This window comes from Aquibaculum sediminis (assembly GCF_040712085.1).
In the GTDB taxonomy this organism is placed as follows: domain Bacteria; phylum Pseudomonadota; class Alphaproteobacteria; order Kiloniellales; family DSM-21159; genus Aquibaculum; species Aquibaculum sediminis.
Genome location: NZ_JBFCVK010000002.1, coordinates 117929 through 142846, shown reverse-complemented (window position 1 = coordinate 142846; position 24918 = coordinate 117929). Strand labels below are relative to the sequence as shown.

The window sequence follows — 24918 nt, the reverse complement described above, 5'->3', positions numbered from 1 at the left end:
CCCTTACCTTTTGTCGGGCGGCGCCAGCGCGGCGACAGCCGCACGCAGGTGGTCGGCAATGGCCTGGGCATCGTCCAGCGCCGCCAGTGACTGCGCCTCCAGCGCCGGCCCTGCCGTCACCGTCACCTTCCCCGGACGGGGGAAGCTGGCGTGTCGCGGCATGACCTCGAAGGTGCCGTCGATATAGAGCGGGACCACCGTCACCGGCTGTGCCAGCAGCAGGTGCCCCACACCGGACAGGAAGCTCTGCAAGCGTCCATCCGGCGAACGCCAGGATTCCGGGAACCAGACCAGCGATTCGCCCCGGCGCAGCGTTTCAGCACCATAGGAGAGCGTGGTCGAGGGGTCGCGCTCGTCCACCGGGAAGATCCGCGCCGCCCGGCTGACCAGCCGCATCACCGGGCTGTGGAACAGGCGGCTGCGCTCGCCCGACCAGCGCAGGCTCTGCAGCCGGCGATAGCCCAGGGCGGCCGCCATCACCGGCGGGTCGAGGTCGCTCAGGTGGTTCACGACGTAGAGCACCGGCCCCGCATCGGCGGGCGGCAGGGGCTCGCCGCGCAGTTCCAGCCGGAAGTAGAAGCGCTGCACCACGGCGTTGAGGCCATAGAGCAAGGCGCCCAGCGCTCGCATGCCCGGACCGCGCGGTCGCAGCCACTCGGCCTCCTCCTCGGCGAGAGGCCGGATCAGGGCGCGCTCGCTGGCGCCCTCCTCGAGCGGCTTCACCTGGGCCAGCAGGTCCCTGACCGAGAGAATCTCCGCCGTCACCGCCGTGGGGAGGGTCAGCCCGAAGCGGCTTTCCAACTCCATGCTCAAGGTGACCCACTCCAGGGAATCGACCCCCAGATCCAGCCCCGGCGAAGCGTCCAGGCTGACCGGGCGGTCGGGATAGCGCGCCTTGAGGAAGGCCAGGAGTTCACGCCGCCGCCCCTCATTGAGAAAGACCCCGTCCTCGGCCGTCAGCGGGGCATCGGCTGCGGGGCGCTGCCCCCCGGCGCGGATGCGGCGATAGAGTTCCGGCAACTTGAAACGCTGGTACTTGCCCAGCCGGGTGCGCGGGAGCGGTTCGCGGCTGAGCGCGAAGCCGGCCAGGCGCTGGTAGGGCGCGAGCCTGGCGCCCTGCTCCGCCAGGGCTGCGCGGATGACCGGCTCCACGGCCGTCCCGGCCGCGGTGGCCGCGGCCATGTCGGGCACCACCACGGCCACCAGCGCGCCCTGCTCCTCTATGACGGCGATCTCCTCGATCACCGGGCTTTCGCGATAGACCGCCTCCACTTCTTCCGGAAAGACGTTCTTGCCGCCGCCGAGGACCAGCATCTCCTTCACGCGGCCGTGGATGTAGACGAAGTCCTCCGCATCCAAGCGCCCCAGGTCGCCGGTGCGGAACCAGCCGTCCTCGGTGAAGACGCCTTCGTTTACCTCCGGTCCGCCGCGATAGCCGCTGAACAGCGAGCCGCCGCGAGCCTGAAGCTCGCCCACACCCTCGGCATCGGGCTCGGCCACGCGCAGTTCGACGCCCGGCAGGGCCTTGCCTTCGCTGCCGATGCGCTTTCCCGGGCCGCCGTGGTTGTAGCTCAGCACCGAGGCGCTTTCGGCCAGCCCCCAGCCGCTGCGGGTGTCCCAGCCCAGGGCGTCGAGTTTCCAGATGATCTCGGCGTCGAACTTGGCGCCGCCGGAAGCGAGCAGCCAGAGGTCGGGAGCGATGCGCTGGTGCAGCGAGCCGAAAAGCCGGCGCCCGATGCGCCAGCCGAAGCGGCGCAGACAGAAGTGCGACAGGGCGAAGAGCGTGCGAAAGGCAAGGCGCTGCAGCCGAGGCTGCTGCGCCACCCGCCCCTCCAGCCCGGCCAGGATCGCTGCGAAAAGCCGCGGCACACCGAGCAGGACCGTGGCGCGCGCCACCTTGAGCGCGGTCATGATCTGCGGCCCCGTGACCCCTTCGGGCAGCACCAGGGTGGCACGGCTGCCCAGGCCGACCCCGATGCCGATGGTCAGGGGAAAGACGTGGTGCAGCGGCAGGGGCATCACCACCCGATCCCGGTCGGTCACGATTTGCCGCTCGACCATGGCGGAGATGTTGTGCAGCAGATTGGCGTGGCTGAGAAAGAAAGACTTGGGCGTACCGGTGGTCCCGGAAGTGTAGACCTGGATCATCGGGTCGTCCGCCGCAATCGGCGGCAGCGTCTCCGGGGTATCGGCCAGCAGGTCCTGCCAATGCGGCGCCGGGTCGCCCTCCGCTTCCCCGTCCAGGCGAATCAGGTCGAGATCCCCGGATACGTCCCGAACCCGGGAGAGGAAGGCGCCGGAAACGAAGGCCCGGCGCGCTCGCGAATCGGGCAGCAGCACTTTCAATTCCGCATCGCTGGTAAGCTCATCCAGCGCCACGCCGATTGCGCCCAGGGCCGCCAGCGCGAGACGCACCGTCACCCAGTTCAGGGAGTTGGGCGCGAAGAGCAGCACCGGCTCCCCCGGCTGCACTCCCCGGCGGTGCAGGCCGGTGGCCAGGCGCAGCGCGCGGTCGGAGAGTTCACGATAGGTGAGGGTCTCGATATGTTCGCCTTGCACCGTCTGCACCGCCGGCACATCGCCCACCTCGACGAACGCGGTCACGAACTCCCGGAACGTCGGCCCGAGCGCGGATGATTCGGTCATCTCTCCTCCCTTTATCGCCCTGGTCGGACAGCAGAGTGTAAACCGCAGAGGTGGTGCGGCCCATGGTCGCGGCAAAGGCCTTGTTTCCCGACCGCCCCGGCGCTAGCTACGGATCATGCAGCGCAAACCTCTCATCGGCCTGCCGGCCTGCGTGCGCAGTCTGGACGGGCAAAGCTTCCACACCATCGGCGACAAGTACGTGCGCGCCGTGGTCCTGGCCGCCGATGCGGTGCCGGTCATGCTCCCCTCCCTGGGCGAACTGCTGGACATTCCGGCCGCGCTCGAGGGCCTGGACGGCATCCTGCTCACCGGCAGCCCCTCCAACGTGCACCCCAGCCACTTTGGACGGGAGGCCACGCCCGAGCATGCGCCCCACGACGAGGCGCGCGATGCCACCACCCTGCCGCTGATCGAGGCGACCTTGGCGGCCGGGCTGCCACTTTTCGCCATCTGCCGCGGCATGCAGGAACTCAACGTGGCCCTGGGCGGCACGCTGCACCCGCGGGTGCATGAACTGTCCGGGCGCCTCGACCATCGCCGGCCGCAGCACGATGACATGGACGTGCAGTACGGCAAGCGCCACAGCATCGCGCTCACGCCGGGCGGCCTGCTCCACGCCATCGCCGGGGCGGAGGTGGCCGAGGTGAACTCGCTGCACTGGCAGGCCGTGGACCGGTTGGCGCCGCGCCTGAGCGTCAACGCCACCGCCCCCGATGGCACGATCGAGGCAGTGGAGGTACGCGACGCCAAGGGCTTTGCCCTGGGGGTTCAGTGGCACCCGGAATACAAGGTGATGGATGATCCGCTCTCGGTGGCGCTTTTCCACCGATTCGCAGCGGAGGCCCGGGCCTACGGAGACCGGAAAGGGCGCTGACCCGGGTGTTTGGCCGAGAGGAAGCCAAGTAGAGCGGCACGTGGATCAGGCACGCCCCCTGCCGATTAACACTTTTTAATGTCCCGTATCCTATTGCAGTCTCGTGCGGTGCGCTTAAATATTGTGTCAAGGAGGCGCCGCAAAGGATGCCTCCCGATCGTGGGAGAATGAGGTCCCCTGCCAAAGACTCCCACAACTCCGCGGAGCGATGGAACGCCCGGCTGCCCCCCGACCGGGCGTTCCTTTTGCCCGGGTCTCTCCCGCCTCGGATGACAAGCCGCGCCGCCTTGGGTACAAGGCCGGTCGTGACCATCCGGGGTGGGAGGAGATCGGCTCTTGAGCCTTCGCATTGTCAGCTGGAACGTCAATTCGATCCGTCAACGCCTGGACCACGTGGCGCGCTTCGTCGCCGAGTGGCAGCCGGACGTGCTTTGCCTGCAGGAAACCAAGGTCCGTGATGAGGAGTTTCCTGCCAGCGACCTGGCGGAGATGGGCTTCGCGCATCAGGTGATCCGTGGGCAGAAGGCCTACAATGGCGTGGCCATTCTCTCCCGCCTGCCCTTCGAGGCGCAGGATCACCGCATCTGGTGCAGCAAGGACGACAAGCGTCATCTGAGCGTCAGCCTGGCCGGTGGCAGCGCCGGGCCCATCGAACTGCATAACTTCTACGTCCCCTCGGGCGGCCCCACGCCCGACCGCGAGGCCAACGACAAGTTCGGCCACAAGCTGGATTTCCTCGAGGAAATGGCCGCCTGGGCCCGGGTGCACGCCCGCGGCCGGCGTCTGCTGCTGGTGGGCGACCTCAATGTGGCCCCGCTGGAAAACGACGTCTGGAACCACAAGCGCCTGGTGCGCTCCGTCGGCCACACGCCGATGGAATCCGAGCGCATGGCGACCCTGCTGGAGGCCGGCGCGCTCACCGACGTCGGGCGCCACTTCGTGCCGGAGGACGAACCGCTCTACACTTGGTGGGGCTATCGCTTCCCGCAGTCCCTGGAGCGCAACTACGGCTGGCGCCTGGATCACGCCCTGGCCTCGGAGCCGCTGCACGACGCCCTCGCCCGCATGGAGGTGGTCAAGGCGACCCGCGCCTGGGAAAAGCCTTCGGACCACGTGCCGCTGCTGGTCGAGATCGCCACCTGAAGGACGGGTTATGAGCCAGGTGCCGCACGAAACGGTCCACTATCGCTACCCGCCGCGGCGGCTGCTGGGCGACTATCTGCGCGCCGGCGTGGGCACGGCCTTCTGCCTCTTCGTGCTGCTCGCCGCCGAACCCATGCCCTTCCTCTTGTGGCTCTTCCTGGGCTTGGGCGGCATCTTCCTGGCGTTCGGGCTCTATACCGCCCGGTTGCAGCTCACCCACGTCGCCCTCAACCAGGAGGGCATCGCCACCCACGGCCTCGGCCGGCGGCAGTTGGCCTGGGAGGAAATCGAGCGGTTGCGCCTGCGCTACTTCGGCTCGCGCCGCCAGCGCAAACAGGGCGCCGGCTCGCTGGAACTCACGCTCTGGGGCCGCAGCGGCAAGCTGAAGTTCGACGGCCAGGTCGAGGGCTTCCGCGACATCGCCTGGCACGCGCTGCAGGCCGCCCGCCGACGCGACCTGCCGCTGGACGAGGCAACCGCCGACAATCTCGCCTCCCTCGGCCTCGACCCCGAGCGCAACCCGCCGCGCCCCCCACCAGATGAACGCTCACTCGGCAGCCTGTAGACCCAGCAGCGCTGAGGAGGCTTGCCTTCCGGCGGCGCCGGGGCCACCTTTCCGGCATGCGCGAGACCTCTTCCACGTCCCTCATTTCGACGCGTCCCCTGCCCCAACGGGAGGAGGTGGACGTCTGGCTGTTCGATCTGGACAACACCCTCTATCCCGCCGCCTGCAATCTCTTCCCGCAGGTGGAGCGGCGCATGGGCGAGTTCATCTGTCAGCACTTCGCGCTGGCGCATGCAGACGCCAAGGCGTTGCAGAAGCGGCTGTTCCACGAGCACGGCACCACGCTGCGCGGCCTGATGAACGAGCATGGCATCGACGCCACGGCGTTCCTGAATTTCGTGCACGATGTCGACCTCTCGGCCATAGAGGCCAACCCGGAGATGAACGACATCCTGACGCAGCTGCCGGGCCGCAAGCTGATCTTCACCAACGCCGACCAGCCCTACAGCGAGAAGGTGCTGGACCGCATGGGCATCGCCCACCACTTCGAGGCGATTTTCGACATCGTGGCGGCGGAGTTTGTGCCGAAGCCGAGCGACGCACCCTATGACCAGCTTCTGGAGCGTTTCGACATCGACCCCCGCCGCACCGTCTTCTTCGAGGATTCCGCGCGCAACCTGAAGCCGGCGCACGAGCGCGGCATGACCACGGTCTGGATCGAGCACGACGCGCCCTGGAGCCGCGCGGGGCTGGCAGATGCCTCGGCAGACACCGCCAGCGCCCTGCCCGACTGGGTGCATCACCGCGGCGACGATCTGCGTGACTGGCTGCGCGCCCTGCCCTGAGTCGCCCCATCCCTCACTGCCCGCCACCATAAGCCCTGCCCCGCCACCATAAGCCCTGCAAGGACGCCCATGACCCAGGATCCCGAACGCATCGCCGCCGCCGACACCGCGCTGGTGGAGCAGCTGGTGGAGCGGGCCAAGGCCGCCGGCGCCGAGGCGGCCGACGCCATCCTGCTGCGCTCGACGGCCATCTCCCACGCCCAGCGCCTGGGCGAAGTGGAGCGCCTGGAGCGTGAGGAAAGCCTGGACCTGGGCCTGCGGGTGCTGATCGGCCGGCGCCAGGCCATGGTCTCCACCACTGACCACGATGCCGACAGCTTGAGCGCCCTGATCGAACGCGCGGTGGCCATGGCCAAGGTGGTGCCGGAAGACCGCTGGTGCGGCCTGGCCGAGCCGGAACAGCTCGCCCACGATCATCCCGACGTGGAGTCCAACGACCCGGTCGAGCCCAGCCCGGAGGCCCTCATCGAGCGCGCCCGCGCCTGCGAGGAGGCTGCGCGCGCCGTGCCAGGCATCACCAACTCCGAAGGGGCCGAGGCGAGCTGGGGCTCGACCCGCGTGTCCCTGGCCGCGACCAACGGCTTCCGCGGCACCTACGTCGGCTCGCGCCATTCAGTCGGAGTCTCGGTGCTGGCCGGCGAAGGCCTGGAGATGCAGCGGGACTATGACTTCTCCTCCACCGTCTTCGGGACCGACCTGGACGACCCGTCCGCGGTCGGGCGGCGTGCCGGCGAGCGGACGGTCGCCCGGCTCAATCCGCGCAAGCCACGCACGGCCAAGCTGCCCGTGGTCCTCGACCCGCGCATGGCCTCAGGCATGTTGCGCTCCCTCATTGGGGCCATCTCCGGCCCGGCGGTGGCGCGCGGCACCTCCTTCCTGAAGGACAAGCTGGGCGAGGCGATCTTTGCACCGGGCATCCGCATCATCGACGAGCCGCACCGGCGCCGCGGCCTGCGCTCGCGCCCCTTCGACGGCGAGGGCCTGCCGACCCGCGAGCAGGCGATCATCGACGACGGCCGCCTGACCACCTGGCTGCTCGACCTGGCCAGCGCCCGCCAACTCGGCATGGCGCCCACCGGGCACGGCTCACGCGGGGTGTCCGGCCCGCCGGGTCCGAGCTGCTCGAATGTCTGGCTGGCACCCGGCAGCCGCTCGCCGCAGGAGCTGATCGGCGAGATCGAGGAAGGCTTCTACATCACCGAGATGATCGGCATGGGCGTCAACCCGGTCACCGGCGACTACAGCCGCGGCGCCGGGGGCTTCTGGATCGAAAACGGCGAGATCACCACGCCGGTGAGCGAGGCCACCGTGGCCGGCAACCTGCTCACGATGTACGCCGGCCTGACCCCGGCCAACGACCTGGACCTGCGCTTCGGCATCGATTCCCCCACGGTGCGCATCGACGGCCTGACCGTGGCCGGCGCCTGAGCCTGGCTCGGAGCCTGCGCGCGAGAGCACAGAACTGAATCTTTACGTCGTAATTTCAGGCGCTTATCGCCTCACGCCAAACGCATGAGGGTCTCGGCGCAACGAGAGCCCGACACAAAAACCTAATACTCGCACGACACAATAACCTAGAAACAAGACAGCTCCTCACCCCGGAAGCCGGGCGAGCAGCCTGGGTCCGCCCGGCCGGTAGGAAACGAGGAAGAACTCAGACGCCCCAGGCCCAGAAGTCCTGGCCTTCCTTCATCAGGTGGCGCGAGAGCACCATCTTGTGCACCTCGGAGGCGCCGTCAACCAGGCGGGCTTGGCGGGCGTAGCGGTACATCCACTCCAGCGGGGTGTCCTTAGAGTAGCCGCGCGCGCCGTTGAGCTGGATCGCCGTGTCGACGGCCTGGTGCAGCGCGTCGGCCACCACGATCTTCGCCATGGAGACCTCCTTGCGGGCGAAATCACCGGCATCGAGTTTCCAGGCCGCCTTCATGGTGAGCAGGCGGCCGATCTCGATCTGCATAGCCGCGTCGCCCAGCAGGGTCTGCACGCTTTCGTGGTCGGCCAGCTTCTCGCCGAAAGCCACACGCTTGCTGACATAGGACTGGGCGATCTCCAGCGCCCGCTTGGCCAGGCCGGTCCAGCGCATGCAGTGCGTCAGCCGTGCGGTGCCCAGACGGATCTGCGTCGCCTTCAGCCCGTCACCGACCTGCATCAGCAGGTTTTCTTCCGGTATCTCCAGGCCCTCATAGACCAGCTCGCAGTGCCCGCCATGCTCCTCCGGCCCCATGATGGGAATGCGCCGCTCGATGCGCCAGCCGGGATCGTCGCGGTGGTGCAGGAAGCAGCTCAGGCCCTTGCGCGGGTCGTCGGAGGTGCGGGCGACCAGGATGAAGTGCTCCGCCACCTCGGCGCCGGTGATGAACCACTTGCGGCCATTGATCACCCACTTGTCGCCCTTCTTCTCGGCCCGGGTCAGCATCATGCCGGCCGGGTCGGAGCCCGAGCCGGGATCCGGCTCGGTCATCACGAAGGAGGAGCGCACGGTGCCGTCGACGATGGGCTGCAGCCAGCGGGCCTTCTGCGCCTCGGTGCCCACGCGGTTGAGCAGGATCATGTTGCCGTCGTCCGGCGCGGAGGCGTTGAAGCAGACCGGCCCGAAGATCGAGCGGTTCATCTCCTCATAGAGCGCCGCCATGCCGACGACGCCCAACCCCATGCCGCCGCGCTCCTTGGGCATCTGCGGCGACCAGAGGCCGGCCTGCTTGGCCTTCTCCTTGAGCGGCTCTAGGGCATGGGAGGCGATGTTCTCATGTTCGTCATAGGCGGAAGGATCGGCCTCCAGCGGAATGATCTCGGAGTCGACGAAGGCGCGCACCTGCTGGCGCAGGGCATCGATTTCGGTGGGAAGGGTGAAGTCCATGGCAGGGTTCCTTTCCGATGCGGGCCCGGGCAGGCGCGCTGCCGAGCTGGAAATATGAACGAACGTTCGTTATTATTTGCATTGCCAGCCGCGCGCTGGCAAGCTCTTTCGCACAGACCGACAGCCAGGAACCTTGAGGAACCCAGGCATGGCAGCCGTCCCGGCCGAAAGCAGCGCCCCGGACTTCGCCGAAATCCACGGCGTGACGCTGGAAGCGCTCTGCACCCGGCTCTATGAGCGCCGCCAGGCGCAGATGGACGTGCGCAAACCGGCGACCGCAGTCGCGAATCTCACGCGCATCGTCAGCGCGACCCTGGCACTGGCCGAGCGTGGCAGCTTTCACGAGATGTCCATGCGCGACCTCAGCCGCGAATCCGGTCTCAGCCTGGGCGCGCTTTATACTTACATCCAGGACAAGTCGGGGCTGCTGGACCTGATGCTGGATGGGGTGACCGACGCGGTGGAACGGGTCTTGATCGAGCCGGAGGAGCCGGCGGCGGCTGCCACCGCCGAACCGCGCGCCCGCCTGGAGCGCTTCATCGACCGGCACGTGCGCCTCACCGAAGCCATGCCCGCCTGGTTCACCTTCGCCTACATGGAGGCCCGGGCCTTTGGTCCCCAGGCCCGCGCGCGGGTGAAAGCGGCGGAAATGCAGACCGAGACCCTGATCCTGGACATCCTGCGCGCCGGTTGTGACCGCGGCGATTTCCGGCTCCAGGATCCTGTGATGACCTCGGCGCTCATCAAGCCACTGCTGCAGGACTGGTACCTGAAGCGCTGGAAGTACCGCGCCCGCGGCGTCACGCCGGATGCCTACATCGCCGCGCTGCTCGACTTCATCGGCCAGGGACTGGCTTCCCCCCGTCCGCCCGGCACGCCCACAAGATAGCGCGCTCCCGAATCGCTCCGGCTGCCCGACCTGCCGCCTGCAGCGAACCGCCATGACGGGCGCCGCTGTGAGAGGCTGCAACCACGCGCCGTTTTTCCCCCGTTTCTGTCACAAGCGAAATGGGACCCCGCGGGCTACGTCTAGTGTCCATGAAGACATGGCGACCGCCGGGCCCGCTGCGACGCGCATCCCGCTGCGCCATGATTTTTGTCGTTCAATCGGAAGGAGACGGATGGCAACCCCAAAGGCCGAGCGTAGAGCGCCACCCGACGACACCTCGGCACTGGACCGCCTGTTCTTTGCCGGGTTCCTGGTCGCGCTGCTCGCCATAGCCTTTCTCGCCGGCGCGCTGCTCAGCACGGCGCAAGTCGCGCCGGGACCGCAGATCGCCCGCGCCTATGAAGCGGGACGGGCGCTCTACACCCAGGCCACGGCCTACGATGACGTCTATTCGGGCGACCTCTGGTATCCGCAGCGCAGCGAGGCGCGCGGCGTGACCCAGTCGGACCGCACGCGCGCCCAGGAGGGCTTGACCCTCTACGCCTCGGGGGAGGCCAATCGCGCGCGGCTGCTGTCGCTCGACGGCGAGGTGCTGCACGAATGGCACCTGCCCTTCAGCGCGATGCTGGAGGCGGGCTACGAATTCCCGCGCCCGCGTCCCGACGACTTCGTCTATTTCCGCAACCTGCATCTCTATCCCAACGGTGACCTTCTGACGGTCCTCGAAGGCAACGGCGACACGCCTTACGGCTATGCCGTGGCAAAGCTCAACCGGGATTCTGAACTGCTCTGGCTCTACACTGGTCGGGCGCACCATGACCTTACGGTGGGGCCAGACGGGCGGATCTACACACTGACGCACGAAATCGTGCGCAAGCGCCTGGAGGGCTTCAATCACCTGGATGATGCCTGGCTGGAAGACTACCTCGTGGTGCTCTCGCCCGAGGGCGAGGAGCAGCTGAAGTTGCCGCTGACCGAAGCGGTCGCCCGGTCGCCTTATCGACACTTGATTCACACGGTTGCCAGCTACTCGCTCGGCGATCCGCTGCACACCAACGCCGTCAACCTCGTGGGGCCCGAGGCCGCCGAGAGTCTGCCTTTCGCCGAGGAAGGCGACGTCATGCTTTCCTTCCGCGAGCTCAATGCCATCGGCGTCATCAACCCGGAGCGGGAAGAGCTGGTCTGGGCAACCCGCGGCCCCTGGCTCGGCCAGCACGATGCCGACCCACTGCCCAACGGCAACATCCTGCTGTTCGACAACTACGGCAACTACCAGTCGGACGAGGGCATTTCCCGGGTGATGGAGTTCGATCCCCGGAGCATGGAAATCGTGTGGGACTACGCGGGCAGCGCCGAGGAGCCGCTGGACAGCGCCATCCGTGCCGAACAGCAGCGCCTGGAGAACGGCAACACCCTGATCGTCGAGTCCAACGGCGGCCGGATCCTCGAGGTCACCCCGGAGGGAGAGATCGTCTGGGAGTATCTCACCCCGGCCCGCGGCGGCGAGGAAGAGGAGCACATCGCGATAGTCGCCTCCGCCGAACGCCTCAGCCCCGACAGCTTCGACCCGGACTTCCTGGCCACGCTTGATCTGAGCGACACGGCCGAACTCGCCGCGTCAACGTCCACCCCCCTTGATGGGAGAGAGCAAAACCATGACTAGACACCTCTTCGCACTCGCCGCCGGCGTGCTGGCACTCAGCCTGCCGCTCGCCGCCCAGGCCTATGTCGGCCCCGGCGCGGGCCTGAGCCTGCTGGGCGCGCTGTGGGCGCTGCTGATCGCCCTGGGCACCGCGCTGCTCTTCATCGTCGCCTGGCCGCTGCGCAAGATGTTGCGCCGCCGTCGGGCCGAGCGGGCCGGGATTGTAGCCGAGGACGAACTTGTCCACAGCGAACCCGCCCGCGCCGAACCGCTGGACGCGTCGCGACGCCCGTGATGCACCCAGACAGGTCGGCTGCCTGATCGATGGGGCTGCTCAATCTTCCGCACCCTCTGTTCGACTGGATCGACCAGACGGTCCTGGGCTTCCTGCCGCCCCTGCTGCGGCTGCTGCTCTGGGCCGTGCTGGCCGCAGTTCTGGCAATGGAGCTCTACCGGCTGCTCTCGCCGCAAAAACGCATCTCGGCGATCAAGCTGGAGTTCCGCGCGGCACAGCAAAGGCTCAATGCCTTCGACGGCGAATTCGAGCAGGCATGGCCGCTGATCGGCCGGGTGCTGGGCCTGGCCTTCAAGCGCATCGGCCTGGTGCTCCCGGCCACGCTCGCCGCCTCCCTGCCGTTGCTGGCAGTCATCGTTTGGCTGGATGCCAGCTATGGCCACCGCTACCCGGCGGCCGCGGAACCCGTGGAGGTTTCCGTGCCACGGGACGGCTATGAAGGGCGGCTGGATCAGGCCGTGGCACCACCGCCGAGCGCCGTCATCCTCGACCCCGCCGGGGAGGAGGTGACGCGGGTGGCGCTGGAGGCGCCGGTGCCGCTGCTGCACAAGCGCCGCTACTGGAACCTGCTGCTGGGCAATCCGGCGGGCTACCTGCCCGACGATGCCCCGGTGGAGCGCATCACCCTCAGCCTGCCGCGGCTGGAAGTGTTGTCCTTCGGCCCGCAGTGGTTGCGGGGCTGGGAGCCCGCGTTCTTCGCAGCCTTGATGCTGTTCGCCTTCCTCTTGAAGTACGTGCGACGGATCGAATGAGCCGAGAGACAAAAGCCGACGCCGGCCTGCACGTGCCGGCCTGGCAGGACCGCCTCGGCGGCCTGGTCGAGGCCCGCCCGCGGCTCTGGCTGGGCCTGGGCGACTGGGAAAGCCGCATGCTGCGCGAACGCCTGGAGGCGGTGCGGATCGAGCGCCCGCTCTACGTCACCGGTCTGGCGCGCTCAGGCAGCACGATCCTGCTGGAACTGCTGGCGCGGCACCCCGCGGTAGCCACCCACCGCTACCGGGACTTCCCCCTGCTCGCGCTCCCCTGGGCCTGGAACTGGTTCGTGGATCGCGCCGGCGGCAAGGACGGCGCCCCGGCCCGCGAGCGCGCCCACCAGGACGGCATCGCGGTCACCGCGGAAAGCCCGGAGGCCTTCGAGGAGCCGCTCTGGAGCGCCTTCTTCCCGCAGGTCCACGACCCCCGACAGACCAATGTGCTGCGCGCCGGCGACGAGAACCCGGACTTCGAGACCTTCTACCGCGACCACCTGCGCAAGCTGCTGCTGCTGCGTGGCGGCGAGCGCTACCTGGCCAAGGGCAACTACAACATCACCCGCCTGGGCTATCTGCTGCGGCTGTTTCCCGACGCGCGCTTCGTGGTGCCGATCCGCGCGCCGCTCTGGCACATCGCCTCCCTGATGAAGCAGCACCGCCTCTTCTGCGCCGAGGAGGAACGCAATCCGCGGGTGCTGCGTCACATGCGCCGCAGCGGCCACTTCGAGTTCGGCCTGGACCGTCGGCCGATCAACACCGGCGACCCCCGCGTGGCAGAAGTTTCCGCCCTCTGGGACGCGGGCCACGAGGTCGAGGGCTGGGCGCACTATTGGTCGCTGATCTACGACCACCTGGCCGAACGGCTGGAGGAGGAGCCGGATCTGCGCGCAGCAACGCTGGTGCTGCGCTACGAGGACCTCTGCGCCGATCCCGCCGGCACCATGGGGCGCATCCTGGATCACTGCCACTTGTCGCCCGAAGGCCTGCCCGCCCAGGCGGCCGAACGCATCCAGCATCCCAGCTACTACCGCCCCGACTTCACACCCGAGCAGGTGGCGACCATCGAGCGACTGACCGCCGATACGGCCGCGCGTTTCGGCTACCGGGACGCGGAAAGCCGGGTTGGCTAGCTACGGCTGAAACTGGCGACCAGTTCCAGGTGCGCCGCCCAGGGGAACTGGTCGACCGGCTGGACCCAGTCGAGCCGGTAGCCGCCCTCCACCAGGCTGCGGGCGTCGCGGGCAAAGCTCACCGGGTTGCAGGAAACCGCAATGACCCTGGGGACCGGGCTTGCCGCCAGTTCTTGGGCCTGTTCCTTAGCCCCCTGCTGCGGCGGATCGAAAACCACGGCATCCACCGCCGCCAACTCCTCGGCACGCAGCGGCTGGCGCACCAGATCGCGCTGCTCCACCATCACCGGGCCGGCCAGGCCGCCGCGCCGCGCCGCAGTCCAGAGTGCAGCCAAGGCGGCGGCATCGCCCTCGACCGCCGTAACCGTCGCGTGCTGCGCCAGGGGGAAGGTGAAGCTGCCGCAGCCGGCAAAGAGATCTGCCACGCGCTTGGCATCGGCCGGCAGAGCCTCCAGCACCGCCGCCACCAAAGTTGCCTCGCCGGGCCGTGACGGTTGCACGAAGCCGCCCGGCGGCGGTGAGACCGGGGTCTGCCCGAAGGTCAGCAGCGGCGCCGAGCGCTCGACAATCGGCTCCGGCGCCATCTTGCCATCCGCAGCCCAACTCACGCGCACCACCTGCTGCTCGGCTGCAAAGGCACTCAGCGCCTCGCGCGCGGCCAGGTCCGGCGGCTCCGGAGTGATCAGCAGCAGGTCGAACCCGTTCTCGGCCTGGAGCAGGATGACATCGCCACGCATCCCCTGCGGCAGCAGCGGCTCCAGCGCCGCGCGCAGGGGTGCGGCCAGGGCAAAGAGCTCGGGAGTCAGCAGGAGGCAGGTCTGGAGGTCCACCACCGCGCCGCTCTGCCGGCGGTGAAATCCCAGGTCGAGGCCGCCGGCATGACGGCGGAGCGCGAAGGCCGCGCGTCGACGGCTGCCGGCCGGGATGTAGATAGGCTCGCGCAGTTCGCCCGCCGTCACCCCTTGCCGCTCGAGCGCTTCGGGCATCCGCGCCGCCTTCCAGTCGCGGTAGGCGCTCTCGTCCAGGTGCTGGAGCTGGCAGCCCCCGCAGACCCCGAAGTGGGGACAGGGCGGATCGCTGCGATTGGGCCCCTCCTCCAGCAGTTCCAGCGGCTCGGCGCGAAAGCCGCCGCCCTTCTCCGCCTCCAGGCGCACGCGCAGCCGATCGCCGGGCACGGTCAGCGGGATGAAGACCGGCTTCTCATCGACAAAGGCAATGCCGTCGCCGCGGCTGCCGATTGCCGTCACGGTCAGTTCGACCTGCCGTCCACCGCCCTTGCGCGCGCGTCTGCGCATGCCTTGCTCCTGCTGCTTGAAGTCCGGGGCCCCGCCCCGGGCCGCCTGTTATAGCAGCTTCCCGGGCGCCGTCACGACGCGGCCGCCACGCCGTCCCCGGCGGCAAGCTGGCGGAAGAAGCGCTCGGCGCAACGGTCGTGCCAGGGCCGCGGATCATCGGCGGCGTGAAAGCCCACATGCCCGCCCGAGGGCGCGACCAGCACCTGCAGTGGTGAGGCGTTCTCTGCCGCCTGCAAATGCGGCGCGGCCGGAATCCAGGGATCATCGGCCGCGTGCAGCAGGAGCGTGGGAACCTGGATCTTCGGGAGCAGCGGCGCGGCGGAACTGCGGCGGTAGTAGTCGAGCGCGCCGGCGAAGCCGTTGCGCCGGGCGGTCCAGACCTCGTCGAACGCCAGCAGCGTGCGCGCGGACAGCACCTCCCGACGCTCCTCCACGCTCAAGTCGAGCGGCCAGCGGCGGAACTCGGCGCGCAGGCAGGCGAGAAGATAACGCTGATAGAGTGCGTTGCGCGGCCGGGCAATCGCCCGCGATGCCGCTTCGAGATCGATGGGAGCGGAAACCGCTACGGCACCAGGCAGCGGTACGGGAAAATCCCGCTCGGCCAGGAACTTGAGCAGCATGTTGGCCCCGAGCGAGTAGCCGAGCGGCAGCGCGCCGTGGCGGCGGATCTGCGGGTCCTGCTGCGCAAGTCCGGCCAGGAAGGCACGCAAGTCTTCGCTGCGCCCGGCGTGGTAGGCGCTGCGGCAATAGGGCCCGGACGGGCCGGCACCCCGCAGGTTCAAACGGATGACCGGCCAACCGCGCTCCAGGAAGTAAGCGGCCGAAGCGCGGATATAGGTCGAGTCCTCGCTTCCGGTCAGCCCGTGGATCAGCACCACGGTGGGCCGCGCCTCGGCGCGCTCGGGACGATGGCGGGTGGCGAAGAGCTGGTCACCGTTGGACAGCGCAACCCGCAGGGGTTCGCCCTGCCAGCGCTCCAGACTCGGCGCACAGCGAACCAGCGTGTTGCGCAGGGTCTGAAGATCCCCGCCCCACCAGGGCGCGCGCGGTCGGAAGCGCGGAAAGTCCGGGATCGCTGGCATATGGTCTTCACCTCTCGCTCGTGTTTCGCTGCCCCTCCGCTAGATAGGCGTGACGCGGCTGCGCTTCGAGCCGATGTGCAGCAGCAGAGCGGAAGGCTTGGCCCGCAGCGCCAGGGGTCTGCTATAGCTCAGCGGGCAACACCACCAAGGGATGGCAGATGGCCCAGTCAGGCGAAGTAGCATCAAGCGAGGCACCCCAGGCGCAACAGCGCCCGCCCACCAGCCGACGCGCGCAGGCGGCCTGGTGCCTCTACGACTGGGCCAATCAAGGCTATCCCACCATCATCGAGACCTTCATCTTCGCCACATTCTTCACCCAGGTGGTAGCCGTCAACGAGGTGGAGGGCACGGCGCAGTGGGGCTATGCGCTCTCGGTCGCCGGGCTCTTCATCATCCTGCTGAGCCCGATCTTCGGCGCCGTGGCCGACCAGGGCGGCCGGCGCAAGCCCTGGCTTGCCGGCTTCTCCGGCCTGTGCATGGCCGCCTGCGCCATGCTGTGGTTCACGCAGCCCTCCAACGACTACGTCCTCTGGGCGCTCGTGTTCTTCGCGCTGGGCTCGGCGACATACGAGTTTTCCCTGATCTTCTACAACGCCATGCTGCCGGACGTGGCCCCGCCCGGGCGCCTGGGACGGTTGTCCGGCTGGGGCTGGTCGGCAGGCTACGCCGGCGGGCTGGCTTCGCTGGTGCTGATCCTGCTGCTTTTCGTCCAGCCGGAGCAGCCGCTTTTCGGGCTCGACCGGGAGACATCGGAACACGTGCGCGTCTCCGCGCTGGTGGTCGCAGGCTGGTGGTTCCTCTTCGGCCTGCCGCTGTTCTTCTTCGTGCCCGACCGCAAATCCACGGGCGTGCCCCTGAGCCAGGCCGTGCGGCGCGGACTGCGGCAGCTGCTGCAAACCGCGCGCAACCTCCCGCGCTATCGCAACGTCGCCCGCTTCCTGCTCGCGCGCATGCTCTATAACGACGGGCTGAACACCGTCTTTGCCTTCGGCGCCATCTATGCCGCCGGCACCTTCGGCATGGGCTTCGACCAGATCGTGCTCTTCGGCATCGGGCTTAATATCACCGCCGGTCTCGGCGCCTTCGCCTTCGCCTGGATCATCGACATGATCGGCAGCAAGCGGACCATCCAGATCTCCCTTGTCGGGATGATGCTGATCGGCATCGTGCTGGTGTTGCTGCAATCGGTGTTCTGGTTCTGGGTCTTCGGCCTGATGCTGGGGATCTTCTTCGGCCCGGTGCAAGCCGCCAGCCGGGCCATGATGGCACAGCTCGCACCGCAGGGCCTGGAAGGGGAAATGTTCGGGCTCTATGCCCTGTCCGGCAAGGCCATTGCCTTCCTCGGCCCCGCCGTGCTGGCCTTCACCACCGGGTTCTTCGAGAGCCAGCGCGCGGGCATGGCTTCCATCATGCTGTTCCTGATCCTGGGCTTTGCGCTGCTCTGGGGCGTGCGCGAACCCAGCCGTCGGGGAGAATCAGCTTGATCGCGGCCAGTATAAGCAAAATCTTTCAAGGGGTGCCCTGAGACAGCAGAGCGGAAGGAGTCCTGCATGCAGCGGGATCGACCGGTAAGGCTTGGAAAGCGGGGCCCGCGCGCTCCGCTGGTGATGCTTTGGTCACTGCTGCTTCTGCTGGCTCTCCTGTTGCCGGCGCTTCCAGGGGTCGGTCAGGAATCGGAAACAACCGACACGAGCCGCCCCACCAGCGCGCTCATGCTGACCTGGGAGGGGGCGATCGGCCCGGCCAGTGCCGACTATCTGTCGCGCAGCCTCGCCGACGCCCGCGACGAGGGGCATGACCTCGTCATCCTGCGGCTGGACACGCCCGGCGGGCTCGACAGTTCCATGCGACAGATGATCCGGGAGATCCTGGCCTCGCCGGTGCCCGTGGCCACCTGGGTCTGGCCGCGTGGCGCGCGAGCGGCGAGCGCCGGCACCTACCTGCTCTATGCCAGCCACGTCGCCGCCATGGCCCCCGGAACGACCCTGGGCGCGGCCACACCGGTGCGCGTGGGCGCGAGCGTGGCGCTGCAAAGCGATGGGGAAAGCACGGAGCCCGAAGCAGAGTCACCCGAGGAGGAGGAGGCGGAGGAAGGCTCGAGCGAGGGCGCAACCGACGCCATGTCGGCCAAGATGGTCGAGGATGCCGTGGCCTACATCCGGGGCCTGGCCGAACTGCACGGCCGCAACGCCGAGTGGGCGGAAAAGGCGGTGCGCGAAGCCGCCAGCCTACCATCCGCGGAAGCGCTGGCCGAGAATGTCGTCGATCTGATCGCCGAGGACACCGCCGACCTGCTGGACCAACTCGATGGGCACAGCGTGGTCATGGAGCGCGGCGAAACCCTGACGCTTTCCACCAGCAACATGACGATCGAGGAGCAGGCGCCCGACTGGCGCGCGCAGTTGCTGGCGATCATCAGCAATCCCAACCTGGCGCTGGTGCTGATGATGATCGGCATCTACGGCCTGATCTTCGAATTCTCCAATCCCGGCGCGCTCTATCCCGGGACCATCGGGGCGATCAGTCTCCTGCTGGGGCTCTTCTCGCTCACCATCCTGCCGATCGACTTTGCCGGGCTCGGGCTGCTGCTCCTGGGCGTGGCGCTGATGACCGCGGAGGCCTTCGTGCCCTCCTTCGGCGTACTCGGCATCGGCGGGGCGGTTGCCTTCGCCCTGGGTGCGGCGATGCTGTTCGACAGCGCCGATGTGCCGGGCTTCGAGATCTCCTACTGGACCATCGGCGCCATGACCGGCCTGTCGCTGCTGCTGCTCGCGGTCGTGCTGCGCCTGGCCGCCCGCTCCTTCCGCCGACCGGTGGTTTCCGGCCGCGAGGAGCTGATCGGGAGCAGTGGCGAGGTGCGCCGCTGGAAGAACACGCGCGGACGCGTGCATGTCCACGGTGAGATCTGGCAGGCGCGCGCTTCGGCGCCGCTGACACCCGGACAGAAGATACGGGTCACCGCCCTGGACGGCCTGATCCTGACCGTTGAACCCGACACCCGCAAAGGGGAGTAGAGACCATGGACTTGCCCTTCGACCTCATAACCTATGTCGCGTTGCTCTTCCTGCTGATCTTCTTTCTTTCGGCAGCAATCAAGATCCTGCGGGAGTACGAGCGCGCGGTGGTCTTCACCCTGGGCCGTTTCACCGGCGTGAAAGGCCCCGGCCTGATCCTGCTGATCCCCTACATCCAGCAGATGGTGCGCGTGGACATGCGCACCGTGGTGCTCGACGTGCCGAGCCAGGACGTGATCAGCCACGACAACGTCTCGGTGAAGGTCAACGCGGTGATCTACGCCCGGGTGATCGCGCCGGACCGTGCCACCATCCAGGTGGAGAATTTCCTCCAGGCCACCAGCGAGCTGGCACAAACCACGCTCCGCTCCGTGCTCGGCAAGCACGAGCTCGACGAGATGCTGGCCGAACGGGACAAGCTCAACGACGACATCCAGCAGATCCTGGATTCCCAGACCGACGCCTGGGGCATCAAGGTCGCCAATGTCGAGATCAAGCACGTGGACATCGACGAATCCATGGTCCGGGCCATCGCCCGCCAGGCCGAGGCGGAGCGTAATCGTCGCGCGCGCATCATCGACGCCGAGGGCGAGCAGCAGGCGGCAGCCAAGCTGCTGGAGGCCGCGGAGATCCTTGGCGGTCGGCCGGAGGCCATGACGCTGCGGTACTTCTCCACGCTCTATGACATCGCCAGTGAGCGAACCAACACCATCGTCTTCCCGCTCCCGGGCGACTTGATGGGTCTGGTTCAGCACCTGGGCGCCGGTGCTGGTAAGCCTGGCGGAACCGGCGGGTAAGAATCCTGCGTTTGGCCATCTGCGTCGCAGGAATGTTGCAGAAATAGGGGTAAGTCCGCACTCGAATATTATATCGATCTGATATATATCGGGCCGAGGTAAGCGCGTCCCTGAAGGACTGCTGCGCCTCATAGAGTTGCCTCAGGAGACCCGCCCGATGGACACCAAAACCCTGTGCCTTGCCGTCCTCTCTCGCGGGCCGGCCAGCGGCTACGAGATCAAGAAGACCCTGGAGCAGCCGCCCTATTGCCTGTTTCAGGACACCGGCTTCGGCTCGATCTACCCGGCGCTGCAGCGGCTGAGCGAGGAAGGGGCCGTCGCCGCGACGGACTGCACCCCGACCGGGCGCCCGGCCAAGCGCATCCATGAACTGACCGCCGAAGGTCGCGACCGGCTGCTGGCGGCGCTTGGCCAAGCGCCCACGCCCGACCGTCTCCGCTCGGACTTTCTCTTCACGCTCTTGCACGGCGACCTGCTGCCGCCCGACCTGGTTCTGGAAATGATCGATGCCCGGATCACGGATCTCGAAGCGAAGCTGGCCCAGGTAGAGGCCTGCGAACCCAGCACGGACTCGCCCTGTGCCGTCTTTTTGCATGGCCTGGGCCGGACCCATTACTGTGGCTGTCTCGACTACCTCCGTCGCAACCGCTCCAAGCTGGCCCAGGACCTGAACGCAGCCTCTGCGCCCAGCAGCAAGCGCGCCGCCGAATAGCACCGAACGCGGCTTAAAGAGACCACAGATGAATCGCTCTCTTCTTCTTGCCATCCTGATCGCCGTCGGCGCCACCCTCTGGGTGGTCTCCGGTCCGCTGCTGAGTCAGGACGACGGACCCGACATGCAAAAGGCTCCCGCCGCGCTCGACCGAAGCGAGCGGCGGCCGGACGTACGCGTACGCCAACAGCAGGCCGAGCCCCACACCCTCGAGCTGATAATCAACGGGCGCACCGAGATGACGCGCGAGGTGGAGATCCGCGCTGAACAGTCGGGTGCGGTCGTCAAACTGCCCGGGAAGAAGGGCGACGTTCTGGAGGAAGGCGCGTTGATCGCACGCCTCGCCGACCGCGACCGCAGCGCGGCGGTCGAGGAGGCCCGCGCCCGCCTGACTTCGCGTGAGCTGGAATTCAACGCCGCCGATCGCCTCCTCCAGCGCGGCCACACCGCCGAAACCCAGCACGCCGCCGCGCGGGCGGAGATGCAACAGGCGCGCGCAGCGCTGCGCCGGGCGGAAGTGGCCCTGGAACAGCTCGAGGTTCGCGCCCCCTTTGCCGGTGTGCTGGAGGAACGCTCAGCCGAGCTGGGCGATTTCCTGCGCGAGGGTGATACCGTCGCCCGTCTGGTCGATCTCGATCCGCTCCTTGTGGTCGCGATGGTCAATGAACGCGACATAGGCGATCTCTCGGTGGGAGACCGGGGCACGGCCCGCCTGGCCGACGGCCGGGAGGCCGAGGGTCGGCTGCGCTACATCGCCCGCACCGCTGAAGAGGCAACCCGCACCTTCCGGGTGGAACTGGCCATCCCCAACCCGAGCAATGTCTTTCCGGCGGGCGTGACTGCCGAACTGCGCCTGCCGCTGGAGGTCGTGCCGGCCCATCTGGTGTCCCCGGCCATCCTGGTGCTGGCTGATGACGGGACGGTCGGCGTGCGCGCCGTGGACGAGGAGGACCGCGTCGTCTTCCACCCCGTCACCATCATCGAGCAGCGGCCCGAGGGGGTCTGGGTCGCGGGCCTGCCGGACGAGGTGACCCTGATCACCGTGGGTCAGGAATACGTGCTGGCAGGCCAGAGGGTCACGCCCGTGGACGAGGCCGAGGTGGCAGCCGGGCAGCCCGGAGCGGGCTCATGAACAGCCTGATCGATGCCGCGCTCAGCCATGCCCGCACCGTGCTGGCGACGCTGACGCTGCTTCTGATCGCCGGAACCTATGCCTACCTGAGCATCCCAAAGGAGGCAGAGCCCGACGTCAACATTCCCATCGTCTACGTCTCCCTCAGCCAGTCGGGCATCTCGCCCGAGGATGCCGAGCGTCTCCTGATCCGCCCGATGGAGCAGGAACTGACCGCCATCGAGGGCAAGAAGGAGATGCGCTCCACCGCCTATCTCGGCGGCGGCATGGTGCTGCTGGAGTTCGAGGCCGGCTTCAACGTGACCACGGCGCTCGCCGATGTGCGCGAGAAGGTGGACATCGCCAAGGCTGAGCTGCCCGGCGATGCCGACGAACCGCGGGTGCATGAGGTCAATCTCAGTCTCTTCCCGGTCCTGGTGGTCACCCTGGGCGGCGAAGTACCGGAACGCAGCCTGCTGCGCATCGCCCGTGACCTGCGCGACAAGATCGAAACCATCCCCCCCGTGCTGGAGGCGGAGATCGGCGGCGACCGCGAGGAGTTGGTGGAGCTGATCGTCGACCCGCTGCTGCTGGAAGGCTACGGGCTCAACGCGCCGGCGATTCTGGAATCGGTCAGCCGCAACAACCGCGTCGTCGCCGCCGGGGAAATGGACACGGGCCGCGGACGCTTCCCCGTCACCGTGCCGGGACTCTTCGAGGATGTGGACGACATCCTCAACATGCCGGTGAAGACCGAGGGCGATGCGGTGATCCGCTTTCGCGACATCGGCCACCTGAACGCCACCTTCAAGGATCCTGTGGACTTCGCCCGGGTCAATGGCAAGCCCGCCCTGGCGCTCGAGATCTCCAAGCGCACCGGCACCAACATCATCGAGACCATCGAGGCGGTGAAGGCCCTGATCGAGCAGGAGCGCGCCAGCTGGCCGCCGGGGCTCGAAGTCAGCTACAGCCAGGACAAGTCCACCCACATCGCCACCATGTTGAGCGATCTGCAGAACAACGTGCTGAGCGCGATCATCCTGGTGATGGTCGTGGTGGTGGCCGCATTGGGGCTGCGCTCGGCCGGGCTGGTGGGCGTGGCCATCCCCGGCTCCTTCCTCACCGGCATCCTGGTGCTGGCGGTCGCCGGACTGACGGTCAACATCGTGGTGCTCTTCAGCCTGATCCTCGCCGTGGGCATGCTGGTGGACGGCGCCATCGTGGTGACCGAGTATGCCGACCGCAAGCTGGTCGAGGGCCTGCCGCGGCGCGAAGCCTATGCGCTCGCCGCCAAGCGCATGGCCTGGCCGATCATTGCCGCCACCGCCACCACCCTGGCCGCCTTCCTCCCGCTGCTGTTCTGGCCGGGCCTGGTGGGCGAGTTCATGAAGTTCCTGCCCATCACCCTGCTGGCGACGCTGACGGCCTCGCTGGTGATGGCGCTCATTTTCGTGCCGACCCTGGGTTCGCTGATCGGCAAGTCGGGCGCCCCGGTGGAGGCCGGGCGCATGCGCGCACTGGCGGCGGGCGAAAGCGGCGACCTCTCCCGCCTGGGGGGCATCACCGGAGCCTACGTGCGGGTGCTGCGCGCCACATTGCGCCATCCCGGCAAGATCCTGCTGACCGCCGTGGCGATGCTGGTCGCCGTGCAGTTCACCTACGCCACCTTCGGGCGCGGTGTGGAGTTCTTCCCCAGCGTCGAGCCGGAGAACGTCTCGCTCTGGGTTCACGGCCGCGGCAACCTCTCGATCCACGAGCGCGACGCGCTGCTGCGCGAGGTGGAACAGCAGGTGCTCGACCTTCAGGCCGAGCACGGCGAGTTTCATTCCATCTATGCCCGCTCCGTCGCCAGTTCGGGACAGACCAACGACGAGGAGCCGGAAGATCTTGTGGGCACGATCCAGCTCGAGTTCGTCGACTGGTTCGCGCGGCGCGGGTCCGAGGAGATCCTGGCGGAGATCCGCGAGCGCAGCGCGCACCTGGCCGGCATCTCCATCGAGCTGCGCGAGCAGGAATCGGGCCCGCCGGTGGGCAAGCCGATTCAGATCCAGGTGGCCTCCTCCGACCCGGCACGCATCGAACCCACCATCGATCGCATCCTGGAGGTGATGGCGGACCTGGGCGGCTTTATCGACCTGGAGGATGGGCGGCCGGTGCCGGGCATCGAGTGGGAGATGCGGGTCGACCGTGCCCAGGCGGCCAAGTTCGACGCCGACGTGCAGCTCGTCGGCTCCTACGTCCAGATGGCCACCCGGGGGCTGGAGATCGGCAATTACCGGCCGGACCGGGCCGACGAGGAAATCGACATCGTCGTGCGCCTGCCCGAGGCCTATCGCAACACCAGCCACCTGAACCGCATCCGCCTGCAGACCGAGAACGGCCTGGTGCCCATTGCCAACTTCATCACCCTGCGCCCGGAGCCCAAGACCTCCCTGCTGCGCCGGGTCGACGGCAACCGCGCCATGACCATCCGCAGCGACGTGGCGCCGGGCATCCTGGCCGACGACAAGGTGCAGGAACTGCGTGCCGCGCTCTCCGGCACAGAGCTCGATCCAATGGTCAGCGTGACCTTCCGCGGCGAGGACGAGGAGCAGCGCGCCGCCGGCGAATTCCTCAGCAAGGCCTTCCTGGTGGCGCTCTTCCTCATGGCCATCATCCTGGTCACCCAGTTCAACTCCTTCTACAGCGCCGGGCTGATTCTCTCCGCCGTCATCATGTCCACCATCGGCGTGATGCTGGGCCTGCTGATCACCGGCCAGCCCTTCGGCATCGTGATGAGCGGCATCGGTGTGATCGCGCTGGCCGGCATCGTGGTGAACAACAACATCGTGCTGATCGACACCTTCGACCGCCTGAAGCAGGAGACAGCCGAGCCCCGGCAGGCGATCCTGCGCACCGGGGCACAGCGCCTGCGGCCGGTGCTGCTGACCACCATCACCACCATCCTGGGCCTCATGCCCATGGTGCTGGGGGTCAACATCGACTTCTTTGGCCGCAGCGTGCAGTTCGGCGCGCCCTCGACCCAGTGGTGGCAGCAGCTTGCCACCGCGATCGCCTTCGGGCTCGCCTTCTCCACGCTGCTGACGCTGATCTTCACGCCCTGCGCCCTGATGTTCCGGGCCAACGTCCAGGCGTGGCGCGCCCGGCGGCGGTCGCGCAAGCAGGAACACCCGCCCGGTGGCGTGGCACAGTTGCGCCGGGCGGCGGAGTAGCCGCTTCCTGCGCGCTTGCGCCGCGTGCATGGCTCTATCTCTTTGATGGAGAGCGGATTCACGCATTTAATCTGATCCAAGAGTGGTTCAGATTAAATGCGATCCGGTCTCGTGGTC

At 68.0% G+C, this 24918-nt stretch carries 20 protein-coding genes; 16 read left to right on the top strand and 4 right to left on the bottom strand.

The genetic code is table 11. The features are described from left to right. Positions 1-3 precede the first annotated feature (3 nt). A complete protein-coding gene (locus ABZ720_RS03330) occupies positions 4-2646 on the bottom strand; it encodes an AMP-binding protein (RefSeq protein ID WP_366553796.1) in 2643 nt (880 codons plus the stop codon). A gap of 115 nt (positions 2647-2761) precedes the next feature. On the opposite strand from ABZ720_RS03330, the gene ABZ720_RS03325 reads away from it, so the two are divergent. The 5 genes from ABZ720_RS03325 to ABZ720_RS03305 all read left to right on the top strand — a co-directional run bounded on the left by ABZ720_RS03325 (position 2762) and on the right by ABZ720_RS03305 (position 7441). After that, positions 2762-3520, top strand: a complete 759-nt coding sequence (locus ABZ720_RS03325) for a gamma-glutamyl-gamma-aminobutyrate hydrolase family protein (protein WP_366553794.1) — start codon at positions 2762-2764, stop codon at positions 3518-3520. A gap of 336 nt (positions 3521-3856) precedes the next feature. After that, a complete protein-coding gene (gene xth, locus ABZ720_RS03320) occupies positions 3857-4663 on the top strand; it encodes an exodeoxyribonuclease III (protein ID WP_366553792.1) in 807 nt (268 codons plus the stop codon). Between the two features lie 10 nt (positions 4664-4673). Continuing rightward, positions 4674-5228 (top strand): hypothetical protein, encoded by a 555-nt coding sequence (locus ABZ720_RS03315; protein ID WP_366553790.1) that lies wholly within the window; start codon positions 4674-4676, stop codon positions 5226-5228. A gap of 56 nt (positions 5229-5284) precedes the next feature. Next, positions 5285-6013, top strand: a complete 729-nt coding sequence (locus ABZ720_RS03310) for a pyrimidine 5'-nucleotidase (protein WP_366553788.1) — start codon at positions 5285-5287, stop codon at positions 6011-6013. 69 nt (positions 6014-6082) lie between these two features. Continuing rightward, positions 6083-7441 carry a TldD/PmbA family protein gene (locus tag ABZ720_RS03305; protein ID WP_366553786.1) on the top strand — a complete coding sequence of 453 codons (1359 nt, stop codon included), beginning with the start codon at positions 6083-6085 and terminating at the stop codon, positions 7439-7441. Between the two features lie 226 nt (positions 7442-7667). Here the strand turns inward: ABZ720_RS03305 and ABZ720_RS03300 are convergent, their stop codons facing one another. Then, the gene (locus ABZ720_RS03300; RefSeq protein WP_366553784.1) at positions 7668-8870 is read right to left on the bottom strand and encodes an acyl-CoA dehydrogenase family protein; all 1203 of its coding nucleotides are present in this window, start codon (positions 8868-8870) and stop codon (positions 7668-7670) included. 148 nt (positions 8871-9018) lie between these two features. Between ABZ720_RS03300 and ABZ720_RS03295 the strand changes: the two genes are divergently transcribed. From ABZ720_RS03295 to ABZ720_RS17470, 5 genes are all read left to right on the top strand, one after another. Continuing rightward, complete coding sequence (locus ABZ720_RS03295; RefSeq protein WP_366553782.1) at positions 9019-9759, top strand: TetR/AcrR family transcriptional regulator; 741 nt, start codon at positions 9019-9021, stop codon at positions 9757-9759. Between the two features lie 232 nt (positions 9760-9991). After that, on the top strand, positions 9992-11422 hold the full coding sequence (locus ABZ720_RS03290) for an arylsulfotransferase family protein (RefSeq protein ID WP_366553780.1): 1431 nt from the start codon (positions 9992-9994) through the stop codon (positions 11420-11422). Continuing rightward, complete coding sequence (locus ABZ720_RS03285; RefSeq protein ID WP_366553778.1) at positions 11415-11696, top strand: hypothetical protein; 282 nt, start codon at positions 11415-11417, stop codon at positions 11694-11696. The genes ABZ720_RS03290 and ABZ720_RS03285 overlap by 8 nt, the downstream gene beginning before the upstream one ends. Positions 11697-11725: 29 nt before the next feature. After that, a complete protein-coding gene (locus ABZ720_RS03280; protein WP_366553776.1) occupies positions 11726-12448 on the top strand; it encodes a hypothetical protein in 723 nt (240 codons plus the stop codon). Beyond that, positions 12445-13578: a sulfotransferase family protein gene (locus ABZ720_RS17470; RefSeq protein WP_438264076.1), complete on the top strand. Its 1134-nt coding sequence runs from the start codon at positions 12445-12447 to the stop codon at positions 13576-13578. The genes ABZ720_RS03280 and ABZ720_RS17470 overlap by 4 nt, the downstream gene beginning before the upstream one ends. On the opposite strand, the gene ABZ720_RS03265 is transcribed toward ABZ720_RS17470, so the two are convergent. Together ABZ720_RS03265 and ABZ720_RS03260 are read right to left on the bottom strand one after the other, a co-directional pair. After that, positions 13575-14873, bottom strand: coding sequence for a class I SAM-dependent RNA methyltransferase (locus ABZ720_RS03265; RefSeq protein ID WP_366553774.1), 1299 nt, complete (start codon positions 14871-14873; stop codon positions 13575-13577). The two genes, ABZ720_RS17470 and ABZ720_RS03265, sit on opposite strands and share 4 nt — an antisense overlap. 71 nt (positions 14874-14944) lie before the next feature. Further along, positions 14945-15955: a YheT family hydrolase gene (locus ABZ720_RS03260; RefSeq protein ID WP_366553772.1), complete on the bottom strand. Its 1011-nt coding sequence runs from the start codon at positions 15953-15955 to the stop codon at positions 14945-14947. A gap of 158 nt (positions 15956-16113) precedes the next feature. On the opposite strand from ABZ720_RS03260, the gene ABZ720_RS03255 reads away from it, so the two are divergent. The 6 genes from ABZ720_RS03255 (at position 16114) to ABZ720_RS03230 (ending at position 24801) form a co-directional block, all read left to right on the top strand. Then, positions 16114-17439 (top strand): MFS transporter, encoded by a 1326-nt coding sequence (locus ABZ720_RS03255; RefSeq protein WP_366553770.1) that lies wholly within the window; start codon positions 16114-16116, stop codon positions 17437-17439. Positions 17440-17505: 66 nt separating this feature from the next. After that, positions 17506-18969 (top strand): NfeD family protein, encoded by a 1464-nt coding sequence (locus ABZ720_RS03250; RefSeq protein ID WP_366553768.1) that lies wholly within the window; start codon positions 17506-17508, stop codon positions 18967-18969. A 5-nt stretch (positions 18970-18974) separates the two neighbouring features. Then, a complete protein-coding gene (locus tag ABZ720_RS03245; protein ID WP_366553766.1) occupies positions 18975-19766 on the top strand; it encodes a slipin family protein in 792 nt (263 codons plus the stop codon). A 157-nt stretch (positions 19767-19923) separates the two neighbouring features. After that, on the top strand, positions 19924-20478 hold the full coding sequence (locus ABZ720_RS03240; protein ID WP_366553764.1) for a PadR family transcriptional regulator: 555 nt from the start codon (positions 19924-19926) through the stop codon (positions 20476-20478). A gap of 28 nt (positions 20479-20506) precedes the next feature. Then, on the top strand, positions 20507-21610 hold the full coding sequence (locus ABZ720_RS03235; RefSeq protein WP_366553762.1) for an efflux RND transporter periplasmic adaptor subunit: 1104 nt from the start codon (positions 20507-20509) through the stop codon (positions 21608-21610). Further along, a complete protein-coding gene (locus ABZ720_RS03230; protein WP_366553760.1) occupies positions 21607-24801 on the top strand; it encodes an efflux RND transporter permease subunit in 3195 nt (1064 codons plus the stop codon). Before ABZ720_RS03235 ends, ABZ720_RS03230 begins: the two co-directional genes overlap by 4 nt. Positions 24802-24918 lie beyond the last annotated feature (117 nt).